We start from the raw sequence: 15,592 nt of genomic DNA, 5'->3' as shown, positions 1-15,592 counted from the left end.
GCGGGGGCTTTTTTATTGGGTTGACACCTATCTGGGGCGTCTATAGAATTGCGCCTCCTTTTAACGGGCGTATTGCGCTCGGTGGGAATAGCAGCCGGAGTCTGAAATCCAATGCAAAATCAGCAAATCCGTATCAGGTTGAAGGCTTTTGACCATCGCCTGATCGACCAATCCACCCAGGAAATCGTGGAAACCGCGAAACGTACTGGTGCTCAAGTGCGTGGTCCAATTCCACTGCCTACCCGTAAAGAGCGGTTCACCGTTCTGGTCTCCCCGCACGTCAACAAAGACGCGCGTGACCAGTACGAGATCCGTACTCATAAGCGCGTTCTGGACATCGTCCAGCCAACGGATAAAACCGTTGATGCTCTTATGAAGCTTGATCTTGCGGCCGGTGTGGAAGTGCAGATCAGCCTCGGCTAAGACTCGGTCTTAGTCGTGTAACGCTCTGAAATGGGCGGCCATAGCGGGTGAAAGCCCCGTACACTCATGAGGTTTACAACATGACTATTGGTGTAGTCGGTCGTAAATGCGGTATGACCCGTATTTTCACCGAAGAAGGTGTCTCCATTCCGGTCACGGTCATTGAGATCGAGCCGAATCGCGTCACCCAGTTCAAAACTGAAGAGACCGATGGCTATCGTGCAGTGCAAGTCACTGTAGGCGAGCGTCGTGCTTCGCGTGTTACAGCTGCTCAGGCTGGCCACTTCGCTAAAGCGAACGTTGCCGCTGGTCGTACCGTAATGGAATTCCGCCTTGAAGAAGGCGAGTACCAGGCCGGCGATCTGATCAACGCTGAAATCTTCGCTGCTGGTCAACTGGTTGATGTAACCGGTCAGTCCAAGGGTAAAGGCTTCCAGGGTACGATCAAGCGTTGGAACTTCCGCGGGCAAGATAATACCCACGGTAACTCCGTGTCCCACCGCGTTCCAGGCTCTATCGGCCAGTGCCAGACTCCTGGTCGTGTATTCAAGGGCAAAAAAATGTCCGGTCATATGGGCGCTGAGCGCGTGACCGTGCAGTCCCTCGAAGTAGTGCGCGTGGACGCTGAACGCAATCTGTTGTTGGTCAAGGGCGCTGTTCCTGGCGCTACTGGCGGCAACTTGGTTGTACGTCCAGCAGCCAAGGCTCGCGGTTAAGGGGAAGCTGACATGCAATTAAATGTAAATGACGCTCAAGCGATCGAAGTTTCCGAACTGACATTTGGCGGCGAATTCAACGAGACGCTGGTTCACCAAGCAGTCGTGGCCTACATGGCCGGCGGCCGTCAAGGTAGCAAGCAGCAAAAGACCCGTTCCGACGTTCGTGGTGGCGGTAAGCGCCCATGGCGTCAGAAAGGTACTGGCCGTGCTCGTGCCGGTACTATCCGTAGCCCAATCTGGCGTGGCGGCGGTACCACTTTCGCAGCTCGTCCTCAGGATCACACCCAGAAGCTGAACAAGAAGATGTATCGCGCAGCAATGCGTTCCATCCTTGCTGAGCTGGTGCGTACTGATCGTCTGGTTGTGGTTCAGGACTTCGCTGTTGATGCACCGAAGACCAAAGATCTGCTGAACAAACTGACCGGCATGGGCCTGACTGACGTCTTGATCGTGTCTGAAGTCGTTGATCAGAACCTGTACCTGGCTGCTCGCAACCTGCCACACGTTGATGTACGTGACGTGCAAGGTTCTGATCCAGTCAGTCTGATCGCATACGACAAGGTGTTGATCACCGTGTCGGCCGTGAAGAAATTCGAGGAGCTGCTGGGATGAACCAGGAACGCGTATTTAAAGTTCTGCTTGGCCCGCACGTTTCCGAGAAGGCTACGGTTCTGGCTGACAAGAAAGGCCAGTTCGTTTTCAAGGTTGCAACTGATGCAACCAAGCTGGAAATCAAGAAGGCCGTCGAAAGCCTGTTCAGCGTGAAAGTAGAGCGTGTTACTACCCTGAATGTTCTGGGTAAGAGCAAGCGCACTGCTCGCGGTCTGGGCAAGCGTAATGACTGGAAGAAGGCAGTTATCTCCCTTCAGCCAGGCCAAGATCTCGATTTCAGCAGCAGTGCTGAGTAAGGAAGGGGTGCATCATGGCAATCGTTAAATGCAAACCGACTTCCCCTGGCCGCCGTTTTGTGGTCAAGGTGGTCAACCAGGAGCTGCATAAAGGCGCTCCTCACGCACCGCTGCTCGAGAAAAAATCGAAGACTGGTGGTCGTAACAACAATGGTCGCATTACCACTCGTCACATCGGTGGTGGCCATAAGCAGCATTATCGTCTGGTCGATTTCCGTCGCAACGACAAAGATGGCATCTCTGCCACTGTCGAGCGTATCGAATACGATCCAAACCGTACTGCTCACATCGCTCTGCTGCTGTACGCAGATGGCGAGCGTCGCTACATCATCGCGCCTAAAGGCGTGAGTGCTGGCGACCAGCTGATCGCAGGTGCTTTGGCGCCGATCAAGCCGGGCAACGCTCTACAACTGCGTAACATTCCAGTTGGTAGCACCGTACACGGCATCGAATTGAAGCCAGGTAAAGGCGCGCAAATCGCTCGTTCCGCTGGTGCTTCGGCTCAGTTGATCGCTCGTGAAGGTGTCTACGTGACCCTGCGTCTGCGTTCTGGTGAGATGCGTAAAGTGCTGGCTGAATGCCGCGCGACCCTGGGTGAAGTCTCGAACTCCGAGCATAGCCTGCGTTCGCTGGGTAAAGCTGGTGCCAAACGCTGGCGTGGCGTTCGCCCAACCGTTCGTGGTGTTGCCATGAACCCGGTTGACCACCCACATGGTGGTGGTGAAGGTCGTACCTCTGGTGGTCGTCATCCGGTATCGCCATGGGGCTTCCCGACTAAGGGCGCGAAGACTCGTGGTAATAAGCGTACCGACAAAATGATCGTCCGTCGTCGCAAGTAAATAGAGGGATACGACAGTGCCACGTTCTCTGAAAAAAGGTCCTTTTATTGATCTTCACCTACTGAAGAAGATCGAAGTGGCGGCGGAAAAGAACGATCGCAAACCAGTTAAAACCTGGTCGCGTCGTTCGATGATCCTGCCACAAATGGTCGGTCTGACCATTGCAGTCCATAACGGTCGTCAACATGTTCCAGTTCTCGTGAACGAAGACATGGTCGGCCACAAACTAGGCGAGTTTGCCGGTACCCGCACATATCGTGGGCACGTGGCAGACAAGAAAGCCAAGCGTTAAGGGGTAAGGAACGATGGAAGTAGCCGCTAAGTTGTCGGGCGCTCGAATCTCCGCCCAGAAAGCCCGCTTGGTCGCCGACCAGATCCGCGGGAAGAAGGTGGGCGAAGCGCTCAACCTGTTGGCTTTCAGCAGTAAGAAAGCCGCCGAGATCATGAAGAAAGTGCTGGAGTCGGCCGTAGCCAACGCCGAGCATAACGAAGGCGCAGACGTTGATGACCTTAAAGTCAGCACCGTTTTCGTCAACGAAGGGCGTTCGCTGAAGCGAATCATGCCACGTGCCAAAGGCCGTGCTGATCGCATCGTCAAGCGGTCTTGCCATATCACTGTCAAGGTTGCTGACAAGTAACGGAGTCGAAGAGATGGGTCAGAAAGTACATCCCATTGGCATTCGCCTGGGAATCGTCAAGGAGCACACCTCCGTCTGGTACGCAGACGGTCGGACTTATGCGGACTATTTGTTCGCTGATCTGAAGGTGCGTGAGTATCTCCAAGACAAACTAAAAAGCGCGTCCGTAAGCCGTATCGATATCCATCGTCCGGCTCAAACAGCACGTATCACCATCCACACCGCTCGTCCAGGTATCGTTATCGGGAAGAAAGGTGAAGATGTTGAGAAACTGCGTCAGGACCTGACCAAGCAAATGGGTGTGCCTGTGCACATCAATATCGAAGAAATCCGCAAGCCGGAACTCGACGGTATGTTGGTTGCGCAGAGCGTAGCTCAGCAGCTGGAGCGTCGCGTAATGTTCCGTCGCGCTATGAAGCGCGCTGTACAGAACGCCATGCGCATTGGTGCCAAGGGCATCAAAATCCAAGTGAGCGGTCGTCTCGGCGGTGCTGAAATCGCACGTACTGAATGGTATCGCGAAGGTCGTGTGCCACTGCACACCCTGCGTGCCGACATCGACTATGCCAACTACGAAGCTCACACCACTTATGGTGTGATCGGTGTAAAGGTTTGGATCTTCAAAGGCGAAGTAATCGGTGGTCGCCAAGAAGAGCTGAAACCACAAGCACCAGCGCCTCGTAAAAAAGCTGCTAAGTAAGGGGTACGCCAAATGTTGCAACCAAAGCGTACGAAGTTCCGCAAGCAAATGACTGGTCACAACCGTGGCCTGGCATTGCGCGGTAGCAAAGTCAGCTTCGGCGAATACGCGCTGAAGTCTGTAGCTCGTGGTCGTCTCACCGCTCGTCAGATCGAGTCAGCGCGTCGTGCACTGACCCGTCACGTTAAACGTGGCGGCAAGATCTGGATCCGTGTATTCCCGGACAAGCCTATCTCCAAAAAGCCCCTCGAAGTTCGTATGGGTAAAGGTAAGGGTAACGTGGAGTATTGGGTTGCCCAGATTCAGCCAGGCAAAGTCCTGTATGAAATCGAGGGTGTAACTGAAGAGCTGGCGCGTGAGGCTTTTGCCTTGGCTGCTGCAAAGCTGCCGCTCGCCACCGCTTTTGTTAAACGGACGGTGATGTGATGAAAGCGAATGAACTTCGTGAAAAAGACGCGCCGCAGCTTAACGAGCAACTGCTCGGCCTGCTGCGCGACCAGTTCAATCTGCGTATGCAGAAAGCAACTGGCCAGTTGGGGCAGTCTCACCTGCTCCGGCAAGTTAAGCGTGACATCGCTCGCGTGAAGACTGTGCTCAAACAGCAGGCAGGTAAGTAATCATGGCTGAAGCCGAAAAAACCGTCCGTACGCTGACTGGCCGTGTTGTCAGCGACAAAATGGACAAGACCATCACCGTTCTGATCGAGCGTCGCGTAAAGCACCCGATCTACGGTAAATACGTTAAGCGTTCGACTAAGCTGCACGCGCACGACGAAACCAATCAGTGCCACATCGGCGACAAAGTCACTATTCGTGAAACTCGTCCTTTGGCCAAGACCAAGTCTTGGGCGCTGGTTGATGTTCTCGAACGCGCTGTGGAAGTCTAAGGACTAGGGGTCGGAGAAATTATATGATTCAGACTCAATCCATGCTCGATGTGGCCGATAACAGCGGCGCTCGCCGCGTTATGTGCATCAAGGTGCTGGGTGGCTCCCATCGTCGTTACGCTGGTATCGGTGACATCATCAAAGTTACCGTCAAGGAAGCGATTCCTCGCGGTAAAGTGAAAAAAGGCCAAGTGATGACTGCTGTTGTAGTCCGCACTCGTCACGGCGTACGTCGTGCTGATGGCTCCATTATCCGCTTTGATGGCAACGCTGCTGTTCTTCTGAACAACAAGCAAGAGCCGATCGGCACCCGTATCTTTGGGCCAGTGACCCGTGAACTTCGTACTGAGAAGTTCATGAAGATCGTCTCGCTCGCCCCAGAAGTGCTGTAAGGAGATCCGACATGCAAAAGATTCGTCGTGACGACGAGATCATCGTGATCGCCGGCAAAGACAAAGGTAAGCGCGGTAAGGTGCTTAAGGTTCTCGCTAATAACCGTTTGGTTATTGGTGGTCTGAACCTGGTTAAGCGTCATACCAAGCCTAACCCGATGTCGGGCGTGCAGGGCGGTATCGTCGAAAAAGAAGCTCCACTGGATGCTTCTAACGTCGCCATTTTCAACGGCGAAACCAACAAGGCTGACCGCGTTGGTTTCAAAGTAGAAGACGGCAAGAAAATTCGTGTCTTCAAGTCGACCCAAAAAGCGGTTGATGCTTGAACACTGCTAGGTAGATGAGACCATGGCACGACTAAAAGAGATTTACCGGAAGGAAATCGCTCCGAAACTTAAGGAAGAACTTAAGCTTTCGAACGTGATGGAAGTTCCGCGCGTTACCAAAATCACCCTGAACATGGGTCTGGGCGAAGCGATCGGCGACAAAAAAGTCATCGAGCACGCTGTTGCTGACCTGGAAAAGATCACCGGCCAGAAAGTCGTTGTGACCTACGCTCGGAAATCCATCGCTGGCTTTAAAGTCCGTGAAGGTTGGCCGATCGGCGTCAAAGTGACCCTGCGCCGTGAGCGTATGTACGAATTCCTGGATCGTCTGCTGTCGATCTCCCTGCCTCGGGTCCGCGACTTCCGCGGCCTGAATGCCAAGTCCTTCGATGGTCGTGGTAACTACAGCATGGGCGTTAAAGAGCAGATCATCTTCCCGGAAATCGACTACGACAAGATCGATGCTCTCCGCGGTCTGGACATTACCCTGACCACCACTGCCAAGAACGATGATGAAGGTCGCGCCCTGTTGCGTGCTTTCAAATTCCCGTTCCGCAACTGATTGGAGTAGGAAAATGGCCAAGATGAGCATGAAAAACCGCGAGCTGAAGCGTCAGCTCACGGTTGCCAAGTACGCCAAAAAGCGTGCAGCACTGAAAGCTATCATCGTTGATCTGAACGCAAGTCCAGAAGCGCGTTGGGAAGCTACAGTAGCTCTGCAGAAGCAGCCACGTGACGCAAGCGCTTCGCGCATGCGTAACCGCTGCCGCCTGACCGGTCGTCCACACGGCGTTTACCGCAAGTTCGGCCTCGGCCGTAACAAACTGCGTGAAGCTGCAATGCGTGGTGACGTACCTGGTCTGGTTAAAGCCAGCTGGTAAGCACTGTCAAAGTCTCGGTGTGCGGGATCGCAAGATCCTGACCACCGGTGACCTTGAACATGAATCAAGCCCCTTTTGGGGCTTGATTCATTTGTGGGGTGTGTCTAGAATACCCGGCTCGCCTGAGCCCGTGCTTTTTTCGCATGGATGTGCTCGGCGACACGTAATAGCCGCAAGGCTAATTTTTTTGTATTAGGAGCGTCTAGCCCATGAGTATGCAGGACCCGTTAGCGGACATGCTAACTCGTATCCGTAATGCCCAGATGGCTGAAAAGTCCGTCGTAAGCATGCCATCTTCTACTTTGAAGGTAGCTGTTGCCAAAGTCCTGAAGGACGAAGGTTACATTGCGGGTTATCAGATCAGCAGCGAAATCAAACCACTGCTGTCCATCGAGCTGAAGTACTTCGAAGGCCGTCCGGTCATCGAGGAAGTGAAGCGCGTTAGCCGTCCAGGCCTGCGTCAGTACAAGTCCGTCGATGATCTGCCAAAAGTTCGTGGCGGTCTCGGTGTGTCTATCGTCTCCACCAACAAAGGTGTGATGACGGATCGTGCTGCGCGCGCTGCCGGTGTCGGCGGCGAAGTTCTTTGCACTGTGTTCTAAGGGGGGATAAGCATGTCACGCGTCGCTAAGAACCCCGTTAAGCTGCCAGCCGGTGTCGAAGTCAAATTCGCAGGCCAACAGCTTTCGGTGAAGGGTGCCAAGGGCACTCTTGAACTGAACATCCATTCGTCCGTTGAGATTGTTGAAGAAGCTGGTGAGCTGCGTTTCGCTGCTCGCAATGGCGATCAACAAACTCGCGCAATGGCTGGTACCACTCGTGCGTTGGTAAACAACATGGTCCAAGGCGTAAGCCAAGGCTTCGAGCGCAAGCTCCAGCTGGTCGGTGTTGGTTACAAAGCGCAAGCAAAAGGCACAGTGCTGAACCTGGCTCTTGGCTTCTCGCACCCAGTGGATTATGAACTGCCGGAAGGCATCACCGCTGAGACTCCTAGCCAGACCGATATCCTGATCAAGGGCATCGACAAGCAGCTGGTAGGTCAAGTGGCCGCCGAGATCCGCGACTTCCGTCCACCAGAGCCGTACAAAGGCAAAGGTGTGCGCTACGCGGACGAAGTCGTCCGTCGTAAAGAAGCCAAGAAGAAGTAGGGCATAGCAAATGACCGACAAAAAAGTTACTCGACTGCGTCGCGCTCGCAAAGCACGCCTGAAAATGCACGAACTCGAAGTCGTGCGTCTCTGCGTGTTCCGCTCGTCGCAGCACATCTACGCCCAGGTCATTTCGGCCGACGGCAACAAAGTTCTGGCATCTGCCTCGACTTTGGATAAAGAACTGCGTGATGGCGCCACTGGCAACATCGACGCGGCCACTAAGGTTGGCCAGCTGGTCGCTACGCGTGCTAAGGCCGCTGGCGTCTCGCAAGTGGCTTTCGACCGCTCTGGCTTCAAGTACCACGGCCGCGTTAAAGCGCTGGCTGATGCTGCTCGTGAAGCTGGGCTGGAGTTCTAAGTTATGTCAAATAACGACCAAAAGCGCGACGAAGGCTACATCGAGAAGCTGGTTCAAGTTAACCGCGTAGCCAAAACCGTTAAAGGCGGCCGTATCTTCACTTTCACCGCGTTGACCGTGGTGGGTGATGGTAAAGGGCGTGTTGGCTTCGGCCGTGGCAAGTCGCGTGAAGTGCCTGCTGCGATCCAGAAGGCAATGGAAGCTGCTCGCCGCAACATGATCCAAGTTGATCTGAACGGCACCACTCTGCAGTACGCAATGAAGTCCGCTCACGGCGCTTCGAAGGTGTACATGCAGCCTGCTTCTGAAGGTACCGGTATCATCGCTGGCGGCGCTATGCGTGCTGTCCTCGAAGTTGCTGGTGTTCAGAACGTTCTGGCCAAGTGCTACGGCTCGACTAACCCGGTAAACGTGGTTCACGCCACTTTCAAAGGTTTGAAAGCTATGCAGTCTCCTGAATCCATTGCCGCCAAGCGTGGCAAAAGCGTCAAGGAGATCTTCTGATCATGGCTACCGTTAAAGTTACGCTGATCAAAAGCATGACCGGCCGCATCCCTAACCACAAACTGTGCGTTAAGGGTCTGGGTCTGCGTCGCATCGGTCACACTGTAGAAGTACTTGATACTCCCGAGAATCGCGGGATGATCAACAAGGCTTACTACATGCTGCGTGTCGAGGGTTAATCGATGAAACTCAATGATCTGAGTCCAGCGCCGGGTTCCCGTCGCGAAAAGCATCGTCCGGGCCGTGGTATCGGTAGTGGTTTGGGCAAGACCGGTGGCCGTGGCCACAAAGGTCAGTCCTCCCGCTCCGGTGGCACCATTGCTCCAGGCTTTGAAGGCGGCCAACAGCCGCTGCATCGTCGCCTGCCGAAGTTCGGTTTCGTTTCCCTGAAAGCCATGGATCGCGCAGAAGTGCGTTTGTCCGAACTGGCTAAAGTGGAAGGCGACATCGTCACCGTGCAGTCCCTGAAAGATGCCAACGTGATCAACGTCAACGTACAGCGTGTGAAAATCATGCTGTCCGGCGAAGTGACTCGCGCTGTTACCATCGGAAAGGGAATCGGCGCCACCAAAGGTGCGCGTGCGGCTATCGAAGCAGCTGGCGGCAAGTTCGAGGAATAAATGGCTAAGCAAGGTGCTCTCTCTGCGCTCGGCAAAGGCGGTATGTCTGAACTTTGGGCTCGTCTGCGTTTTCTGTTCCTGGCGATTATCGTCTACCGAATAGGCGCACACATCCCGGTTCCAGGTATCAACCCGGACCGACTCGCGGACCTGTTTCGACAGAATGAGGGGACCATTCTTAGCTTGTTCAACATGTTTTCCGGCGGCGCGCTGGAACGGATGAGCATCTTTGCACTGGGGATCATGCCGTACATCTCGGCATCGATCATCATGCAGCTGATGACCGCCGTCAGCCCGCAGCTGGAGCAGTTGAAGAAGGAAGGTGAAGCTGGGCGTCGCAAGATTGCCCAGTACACCCGCTACGGCACTGTCGTCCTCGCTCTCGTTCAGGCAATTGGCATGTCCATTGGTCTGGCGGGGCAGGGCGTTTCGTTCACTGGTGACTTTGGCTTCCATTTCGTCGCGGTATCCACTTTTGTGGCTGGTGCGATGTTCATGATGTGGTTGGGTGAGCAGATTACTGAGCGTGGTGTTGGCAACGGTATCTCGATGTTGATTTTCGCAGGTATCGTCGCCGGTCTTCCGAGGGCGATCGGGCAGTCTTTCGAGTCTGCGCGTCAGGGTGATATCAACATATTCGCCTTGGTTGCCATCGGTTTGTTGGCAGTAGCGATTATCGGTTTTGTGGTGTTCATTGAGCGTGGCCAGCGTCGTATTGCTGTGCATTACGCCAAGCGTCAGCAGGGCCGCAAGGTCTTTGCTGCGCAGACCAGCCACTTGCCGTTGAAAGTGAACATGGCGGGTGTTATTCCGGCCATTTTCGCGAGCAGCATCTTGCTGTTTCCGGCTTCGTTGGGTACCTGGTTTGGTCAGTCCGAGGGTATGGGCTGGTTGCAGGACATCTCGCAGTCGATCGCTCCTGGTCAGCCGTTGAATATTCTGCTGTTTAGTGCAGGGATTATTTTCTTCTGCTTCTTCTATACGGCGTTGATGTTCAATCCGAAAGACGTAGCGGAAAACCTGAAGAAGTCCGGTGCCTTTATTCCGGGCATCCGTCCAGGTGAGCAGTCTGCGCGCTACATTGATGGCGTTCTGACTCGTTTGACCCTGTTCGGTGCTCTATATATGACGGCCGTGTGCCTGTTGCCCCAGTTTCTGGTGGTTGCAGCAAACGTTCCGTTCTACCTTGGCGGGACCTCGTTGCTGATCGTCGTCGTGGTTGTGATGGACTTCATGTCCCAAGTACAATCGCACCTCGTTTCGCACCAGTACGAATCCCTGATGAAGAAAGCCAACCTGAAGGGTTACGGCAGCGGCATGTTGCGCTGAGTACCCATAAGGTTCGAGGAGTTGGTGATGAAAGTTCGTGCATCGGTGAAAAAGCTGTGCCGTAACTGCAAGATTATTCGCCGCGAAGGTGTTGTTCGAGTAATTTGCAGCGCGGAACCGCGTCACAAACAGCGCCAAGGCTGAGTGTGATTGTGCTTCAAGCCCGGTAGCTAGTGCGCTACCGGGTTGATTATTTGTTATTACAGCGATATTATCTCGCGCCCTATTTCTTGGCTTCCGGGGCGTAGGTAGCTGTCAATTGGAGTCCCACTGAATGGCCCGTATTGCAGGCGTTAACATTCCAGATAACAAGCATACTGTTATCTCGCTGACCTACATCTATGGTGTTGGTCGCACTACTGCACAGAAGATCTGTGCAGTGACTGGGGTAAACCCAGCCGCAAAGATCAAGGATCTGAGCGACGAGCAGATTGAACAGCTGCGTGGCGAAGTGGCGAAGTTCACCACTGAAGGTGACCTGCGTCGCGAAATCAACATGAAAATCAAGCGTTTGATGGACCTCGGTTGCTATCGCGGTCTGCGTCATCGTCGTGGTCTTCCAGTGCGCGGTCAGCGTACCAAGACTAACGCGCGTACCCGTAAAGGTCCGCGTAAGCCGATCCGCAAGTAATCGCCCCAGCGAATCGACAGGAAATTAATCATGGCTAAACCTGCTGCTCGTCCTCGTAAAAAAGTTAAAAAGACAGTGGTTGATGGCATCGCCCACATCCACGCTTCTTTTAACAACACAATCGTGACCATCACCGACCGTCAAGGCAACGCTCTTTCCTGGGCTACCTCCGGTGGTTCGGGTTTCCGCGGTTCCCGCAAGTCCACCCCGTTTGCTGCTCAAGTAGCTGCTGAACGTGCTGGTCAAGCTGCGCTGGAATACGGTCTGAAAAACCTCGACGTTAACGTCAAAGGTCCAGGCCCAGGTCGTGAATCTGCAGTCCGCGCTTTGAACGGCTGTGGCTACAAGATCGCCAGCATCACCGACGTGACGCCAATCCCGCACAACGGGTGCCGTCCGCCGAAGAAGCGCCGCGTGTAATCCAGGAGATTGTAAAGAATGGCTCGTTACATTGGTCCAAAATGCAAACTCGCTCGTCGCGAAGGCACCGATCTCTTTCTGAAGAGCGGCGTGCGCGCGATCGAATCGAAGTGCAACATTGAAGCAGCACCTGGTATCCACGGCCAACGCCGCGGTCGCCAGTCCGATTACGGCACCCAACTGCGTGAAAAGCAGAAGGTCCGTCGTATCTACGGCGTTCTCGAGCGTCAGTTCAGCGGCTACTACAAAGAAGCTGCCGGCAAGAAAGGTGCAACGGGTGAAAACCTGCTGCAACTGCTCGAATGCCGTCTGGACAACGTTGTATACCGTATGGGTTTTGGCTCTACTCGTGCCGAATCCCGTCAGCTGGTATCGCACAAATCCGTCAGCGTTAACGGTCAGACCGTAAACGTGCCGTCTTACCAGGTTCGTGCTGGTGACGTAGTCGCGATTCGCGAGAAAGCAAAGAACCAACTTCGCATTGTCCAAGCTCTCGATCTGTGTGCCCAACGTGGCCGCGTAGAATGGGTAGAAGTAGACACTGAGAAGAAGTCGGGCGTTTTCAAGAACGTTCCAGCTCGCAGTGATCTGTCCGCCGACATCAACGAAAGCCTGATTGTCGAGCTCTACTCCAAGTAAGGGCTAGAAAATAGGTGCATCCATGCAGATTTCGGTAAATGAGTTCCTGACACCGCGCCATATTGATGTGCAGGTTGTCAGTCCAACCCGCGCCAAGATCACTCTCGAGCCTCTCGAGCGTGGTTTCGGCCACACCCTGGGCAACGCGCTGCGCCGCATCCTGTTGTCCTCAATGCCCGGCTGTGCAGTAGTCGAGGCCGAGATTGACGGTGTACTCCATGAGTACAGCGCCATCGAAGGCGTACAGGAAGACGTAATTGAAATCCTGTTGAACCTTAAAGGTCTGGCTATCAAGCTGCACGGTCGTGACGAAGTTACGCTGACCTTGTCGAAGAAGGGTTCGGGGGTGGTTACCGCTGCCGATATTCAGCTGGATCATGATGTCGAGATCGTTAACCCCGATCACGTAATCGCTAACCTGGCGTCTAACGGCGCCCTGAACATGAAGCTCACCGTAGCTCGTGGTCGTGGTTATGAACCGGCAGACTCGCGTCAGAGCGATGAAGACGAAAGCCGCAGCATCGGTCGCTTGCAGCTTGACTCTTCGTTCAGCCCGGTTCGCCGTATCGCATACGTGGTGGAAAACGCCCGTGTCGAGCAGCGTACTAACCTGGACAAGCTGGTTATTGATCTGGAAACCAACGGTACCCTGGATCCTGAAGAGGCTATCCGCCGCGCTGCAACCATTCTGCAACAGCAGTTGGCTGCGTTCGTCGACCTCAAAGGTGACAGTGAGCCAGTGGTTGTCGAGCAGGAAGACGAGATCGATCCGATCCTGCTTCGCCCGGTTGACGATCTGGAACTGACTGTACGTTCGGCTAACTGCCTTAAGGCGGAAAACATCTACTACATCGGTGACCTGATTCAGCGTACCGAAGTAGAGCTGTTGAAGACTCCGAACCTTGGCAAGAAATCCTTGACTGAAATCAAGGACGTTCTGGCCTCCCGCGGTCTGTCCCTCGGCATGCGCCTCGACAACTGGCCGCCTGCAAGTCTTAAGAAGGACGACAAGGCGACTGCCTGATCGTCGTAATCACCGAACGTTGTGTTTGGTAAGGAATGAACCATGCGTCATCGTAAAAGTGGTCGTCACCTGAGCCGCACCAGCTCACACCGCAAGGCCATGTTTCAAAACATGGCGGTGTCGCTGTTCGAGCACGAGCTGATCAAAACTACACTGCCAAAAGCTAAAGAACTGCGTCGCGTTGCTGAGCCGCTGATCACTTTGGCCAAGACAGACAGCCTGGCTAACCGCCGTCTGGCTTTCGACCGTACTCGTTCGAAAGCTATCGTTGGTAAGCTCTTCAACGACCTGGGCAAGCGCTACGCTACCCGTGAGGGTGGCTACCTGCGCATCCTCAAGTGCGGTTTCCGCACTGGCGACAACGCGCCTATGGCGTACGTCGAGTTGGTTGATCGTCCTGTCGGCGGTGAAGCTGTATCCGCTGAGTAAGACGTCAGTCTGAAACGGAAAACCGGGCCTGGTGCCCGGTTTTTTGTGGGCGATTGAAAAGTTTTGCTCGCATGACTCCTCGTTAGTATTTTTCTATCGGCGCTTGCAGGTTAATGAATTAGTAGGTGTAACCTGTGTGATCAATACTCACTCTCAGCCGATTAGCCGGCAGACCGACAGAGGAAGAGATTGCATGAGCCAAAATAAAACACTCACCACCGCCAGTGGCGCTCCTGTCGCCGACAACCAGAATTCCCGCTCCGCCGGCCCTCGTGGCCCATTGCTCCTCGACGACTTTCACCTGATCGAGAAGCTTGCCCATTTCAACCGTGAAAACATCCCGGAGCGCCGTGTGCACGCCAAAGGTTCGGGTGCTTATGGTACGTTCACCGTAACGAGTGACATCACCGAGTACACCAGCGCCAAACTGTTTGAATCCGTCGGCAAGCAAACTCCAACTTTCCTGCGCTTTTCCACTGTGGGCGGTGAGCGCGGTTCGGCCGACACCGAGCGCGATCCACGTGGCTTCGCCCTGAAGTTCTACACCGAGGAAGGCAACTGGGATATCGTCGGCAACAACACCCCGGTGTTCTTTATTCGCGATCCGCTCAAATTCCCGGACTTTATTCACACCCAAAAACGCCTGCCGCAAAGCAACTTGAAAAGCGCGCAAATGATGTGGGACCTCTGGTCGCACTCGCCTGAGGCGCTGCACCAGGTCACCATCCTGTTTTCGGACCGTGGCATCCCTGACGGCTACCGTCACATGCACGGCTTCGGCAGCCACACCTACAGCCTGATCAACGCCAGCGGTGAGCGTCACTGGGTGAAGTGGCACTACAAGACCCAGCAAGGGATCAAGAATCTCTCGCCGGCAGACGCTGCACGGCTGGCCGGTACCGATCCGGATTACGCACAACGCGACTTGTTCGGCGCAATTGAGCGCGGTGATTTCCCGAAATGGCGAGTGTGCATTCAGATCATGACCGAGGCCCAGGCTGCGGCGCACTACGAGAACCCTTTCGACGTGACCAAAACCTGGTCGCAGAAAGAGTTTCCATTGATTGAAGTAGGCGAGCTGGAGCTCAACCGCAATCCGCTGAACTACTTCGCTGAAGTCGAGCAGGCGGCGTTTGGTCCGAGCAACATGGTGCCGGGTGTCGGTCTGTCACCGGACCGCATGCTGCAAGGTCGCGTGTTCGCTTACGCAGATGCGCACCGCTACCGTGTAGGCACCAATCACCAGCAACTGCCGGTAAACGCGCCTCGTAGCCCGGTCAACAGCTACCAGCGTGACGGCTCCATGGCGTTTGGCAGCAATGGCGGTGCAGCACCAAACTACGAGCCCAACAGCTATGTCGAGTCGCCGAAACAAGCGCCTCGTTATGCTGAGCCTGCTCTTGCGTTGAGCGGCGCGGCTGATCGTTACGATCATCGCGAAGACACCGACTACTACAGTCATGCCGGTGCGCTGTTTCGACTCATGAGTGATGAGCAGAAGGTGCTGTTGGTCAACAACATTGCCGGGGCGATGACTGGCGTTTCAAGCGATGTGGTTGATCGGCAATTGCAGCATTTCTTCAAGGCCGATCCGGCGTATGGAGAAGCGATCGCCAAGGCGCTCAACGTACAGCTTAACGAAGTCTAAACGAGAAGCAGAACCGCCCTCATTTGGGCGGTTTTTGCGCTATTTAAACCTCTTTTCTCAGAATATCTTCGCTTTTGTCGCGCAAACAAAGTGACCAAACAGTCGCTGTGGTTCAAACTACTGACTT

General features: G+C 54.5%; 29 protein-coding genes. All 29 read left to right on the top strand.

The genetic code is table 11. The annotated features are described in order from the left end of the window. The first annotated feature begins 111 nt into the window (after window positions 1–111). The 29 genes from rpsJ to ACYZT9_RS23855 all read left to right on the top strand — a co-directional run bounded on the left by rpsJ (window position 112) and on the right by ACYZT9_RS23855 (window position 15,465). Window positions 112–423 carry a 30S ribosomal protein S10 gene (gene rpsJ / locus ACYZT9_RS23995; RefSeq protein WP_003186070.1) on the top strand — a complete coding sequence of 104 codons (312 nt, stop codon included), beginning with the start codon at window positions 112–114 and terminating at the stop codon, window positions 421–423. 80 nt (window positions 424–503) lie between these two features. Beyond that, window positions 504–1,139, top strand: a complete 636-nt coding sequence (rplC, locus tag ACYZT9_RS23990; RefSeq protein ID WP_003186059.1) for a 50S ribosomal protein L3 — start codon at window positions 504–506, stop codon at window positions 1,137–1,139. Window positions 1,140–1,151: 12 nt separating this feature from the next. After that, window positions 1,152–1,754, top strand: coding sequence for a 50S ribosomal protein L4 (rplD, locus tag ACYZT9_RS23985; protein WP_007896707.1), 603 nt, complete (start codon window positions 1,152–1,154; stop codon window positions 1,752–1,754). After that, window positions 1,751–2,050 (top strand): 50S ribosomal protein L23, encoded by a 300-nt coding sequence (rplW, locus tag ACYZT9_RS23980; protein WP_002555488.1) that lies wholly within the window; start codon window positions 1,751–1,753, stop codon window positions 2,048–2,050. Before rplD ends, rplW begins: the two co-directional genes overlap by 4 nt. 14 nt (window positions 2,051–2,064) lie before the next feature. Continuing rightward, window positions 2,065–2,889: a 50S ribosomal protein L2 gene (gene rplB / locus ACYZT9_RS23975; protein ID WP_003176423.1), complete on the top strand. Its 825-nt coding sequence runs from the start codon at window positions 2,065–2,067 to the stop codon at window positions 2,887–2,889. A gap of 16 nt (window positions 2,890–2,905) precedes the next feature. Next, complete coding sequence (gene rpsS, locus ACYZT9_RS23970) at window positions 2,906–3,181, top strand: 30S ribosomal protein S19 (RefSeq protein WP_002555486.1); 276 nt, start codon at window positions 2,906–2,908, stop codon at window positions 3,179–3,181. 13 nt (window positions 3,182–3,194) lie between these two features. Next, complete coding sequence (gene rplV / locus ACYZT9_RS23965; protein ID WP_003103908.1) at window positions 3,195–3,527, top strand: 50S ribosomal protein L22; 333 nt, start codon at window positions 3,195–3,197, stop codon at window positions 3,525–3,527. A 13-nt stretch (window positions 3,528–3,540) separates the two neighbouring features. Then, window positions 3,541–4,227 carry a 30S ribosomal protein S3 gene (gene rpsC / locus ACYZT9_RS23960; protein WP_003176422.1) on the top strand — a complete coding sequence of 229 codons (687 nt, stop codon included), beginning with the start codon at window positions 3,541–3,543 and terminating at the stop codon, window positions 4,225–4,227. Between the two features lie 12 nt (window positions 4,228–4,239). Further along, window positions 4,240–4,653: a 50S ribosomal protein L16 gene (gene rplP / locus ACYZT9_RS23955; RefSeq protein ID WP_261740739.1), complete on the top strand. Its 414-nt coding sequence runs from the start codon at window positions 4,240–4,242 to the stop codon at window positions 4,651–4,653. Beyond that, entirely contained in the window at window positions 4,653–4,844 is a 192-nt protein-coding gene (gene rpmC, locus ACYZT9_RS23950) for a 50S ribosomal protein L29 (RefSeq protein WP_008030901.1), read from the top strand. The genes rplP and rpmC overlap by 1 nt, the downstream gene beginning before the upstream one ends. A gap of 2 nt (window positions 4,845–4,846) precedes the next feature. Then, window positions 4,847–5,113, top strand: a complete 267-nt coding sequence (rpsQ, locus tag ACYZT9_RS23945; RefSeq protein WP_003176419.1) for a 30S ribosomal protein S17 — start codon at window positions 4,847–4,849, stop codon at window positions 5,111–5,113. A gap of 23 nt (window positions 5,114–5,136) precedes the next feature. Beyond that, window positions 5,137–5,505 carry a 50S ribosomal protein L14 gene (gene rplN / locus ACYZT9_RS23940; protein WP_002555479.1) on the top strand — a complete coding sequence of 123 codons (369 nt, stop codon included), beginning with the start codon at window positions 5,137–5,139 and terminating at the stop codon, window positions 5,503–5,505. 11 nt (window positions 5,506–5,516) lie between these two features. Further along, window positions 5,517–5,831, top strand: coding sequence for a 50S ribosomal protein L24 (gene rplX / locus ACYZT9_RS23935; protein ID WP_003176416.1), 315 nt, complete (start codon window positions 5,517–5,519; stop codon window positions 5,829–5,831). A gap of 22 nt (window positions 5,832–5,853) precedes the next feature. Continuing rightward, window positions 5,854–6,393 carry a 50S ribosomal protein L5 gene (rplE, locus tag ACYZT9_RS23930; RefSeq protein ID WP_003210069.1) on the top strand — a complete coding sequence of 180 codons (540 nt, stop codon included), beginning with the start codon at window positions 5,854–5,856 and terminating at the stop codon, window positions 6,391–6,393. A 13-nt stretch (window positions 6,394–6,406) separates the two neighbouring features. Beyond that, window positions 6,407–6,712, top strand: a complete 306-nt coding sequence (gene rpsN / locus ACYZT9_RS23925) for a 30S ribosomal protein S14 (RefSeq protein WP_003176414.1) — start codon at window positions 6,407–6,409, stop codon at window positions 6,710–6,712. A gap of 209 nt (window positions 6,713–6,921) precedes the next feature. Beyond that, window positions 6,922–7,314, top strand: coding sequence for a 30S ribosomal protein S8 (rpsH, locus tag ACYZT9_RS23920; protein ID WP_003186040.1), 393 nt, complete (start codon window positions 6,922–6,924; stop codon window positions 7,312–7,314). Window positions 7,315–7,326: 12 nt separating this feature from the next. Beyond that, window positions 7,327–7,860 (top strand): 50S ribosomal protein L6, encoded by a 534-nt coding sequence (gene rplF / locus ACYZT9_RS23915; RefSeq protein ID WP_003176412.1) that lies wholly within the window; start codon window positions 7,327–7,329, stop codon window positions 7,858–7,860. A 10-nt stretch (window positions 7,861–7,870) separates the two neighbouring features. After that, window positions 7,871–8,221 carry a 50S ribosomal protein L18 gene (gene rplR / locus ACYZT9_RS23910; RefSeq protein WP_003186037.1) on the top strand — a complete coding sequence of 117 codons (351 nt, stop codon included), beginning with the start codon at window positions 7,871–7,873 and terminating at the stop codon, window positions 8,219–8,221. Window positions 8,222–8,224: 3 nt separating this feature from the next. Beyond that, window positions 8,225–8,725 carry a 30S ribosomal protein S5 gene (rpsE, locus tag ACYZT9_RS23905; protein ID WP_003186035.1) on the top strand — a complete coding sequence of 167 codons (501 nt, stop codon included), beginning with the start codon at window positions 8,225–8,227 and terminating at the stop codon, window positions 8,723–8,725. Window positions 8,726–8,727: 2 nt separating this feature from the next. After that, entirely contained in the window at window positions 8,728–8,904 is a 177-nt protein-coding gene (rpmD, locus tag ACYZT9_RS23900; protein WP_003186033.1) for a 50S ribosomal protein L30, read from the top strand. Between the two features lie 3 nt (window positions 8,905–8,907). Then, window positions 8,908–9,345: a 50S ribosomal protein L15 gene (gene rplO / locus ACYZT9_RS23895; RefSeq protein WP_007896782.1), complete on the top strand. Its 438-nt coding sequence runs from the start codon at window positions 8,908–8,910 to the stop codon at window positions 9,343–9,345. Next, window positions 9,346–10,674, top strand: a complete 1,329-nt coding sequence (gene secY, locus ACYZT9_RS23890; RefSeq protein ID WP_008073883.1) for a preprotein translocase subunit SecY — start codon at window positions 9,346–9,348, stop codon at window positions 10,672–10,674. Between the two features lie 27 nt (window positions 10,675–10,701). Next, window positions 10,702–10,818, top strand: a complete 117-nt coding sequence (rpmJ, locus tag ACYZT9_RS23885) for a 50S ribosomal protein L36 (RefSeq protein WP_002555468.1) — start codon at window positions 10,702–10,704, stop codon at window positions 10,816–10,818. Window positions 10,819–10,948: 130 nt separating this feature from the next. Continuing rightward, the gene (gene rpsM / locus ACYZT9_RS23880) at window positions 10,949–11,305 is read left to right on the top strand and encodes a 30S ribosomal protein S13 (protein WP_003186020.1); all 357 of its coding nucleotides are present in this window, start codon (window positions 10,949–10,951) and stop codon (window positions 11,303–11,305) included. A 30-nt stretch (window positions 11,306–11,335) separates the two neighbouring features. Beyond that, complete coding sequence (gene rpsK, locus ACYZT9_RS23875; RefSeq protein ID WP_002555466.1) at window positions 11,336–11,725, top strand: 30S ribosomal protein S11; 390 nt, start codon at window positions 11,336–11,338, stop codon at window positions 11,723–11,725. 18 nt (window positions 11,726–11,743) lie between these two features. Beyond that, a complete protein-coding gene (gene rpsD / locus ACYZT9_RS23870; protein WP_003210056.1) occupies window positions 11,744–12,364 on the top strand; it encodes a 30S ribosomal protein S4 in 621 nt (206 codons plus the stop codon). A gap of 22 nt (window positions 12,365–12,386) precedes the next feature. Further along, on the top strand, window positions 12,387–13,388 hold the full coding sequence (locus ACYZT9_RS23865; protein ID WP_003186012.1) for a DNA-directed RNA polymerase subunit alpha: 1,002 nt from the start codon (window positions 12,387–12,389) through the stop codon (window positions 13,386–13,388). Between the two features lie 42 nt (window positions 13,389–13,430). Then, window positions 13,431–13,817 carry a 50S ribosomal protein L17 gene (gene rplQ, locus ACYZT9_RS23860; protein ID WP_007896790.1) on the top strand — a complete coding sequence of 129 codons (387 nt, stop codon included), beginning with the start codon at window positions 13,431–13,433 and terminating at the stop codon, window positions 13,815–13,817. A 193-nt stretch (window positions 13,818–14,010) separates the two neighbouring features. Beyond that, the gene (locus ACYZT9_RS23855) at window positions 14,011–15,465 is read left to right on the top strand and encodes a catalase (protein WP_462007700.1); all 1,455 of its coding nucleotides are present in this window, start codon (window positions 14,011–14,013) and stop codon (window positions 15,463–15,465) included. The last annotated feature ends 127 nt before the right edge of the window (window positions 15,466–15,592 follow it).

Source organism: Pseudomonas sp. ZT5P21, from assembly GCF_054897785.1.
This window is presented reverse-complemented; position numbering and strand designations above follow the sequence as displayed.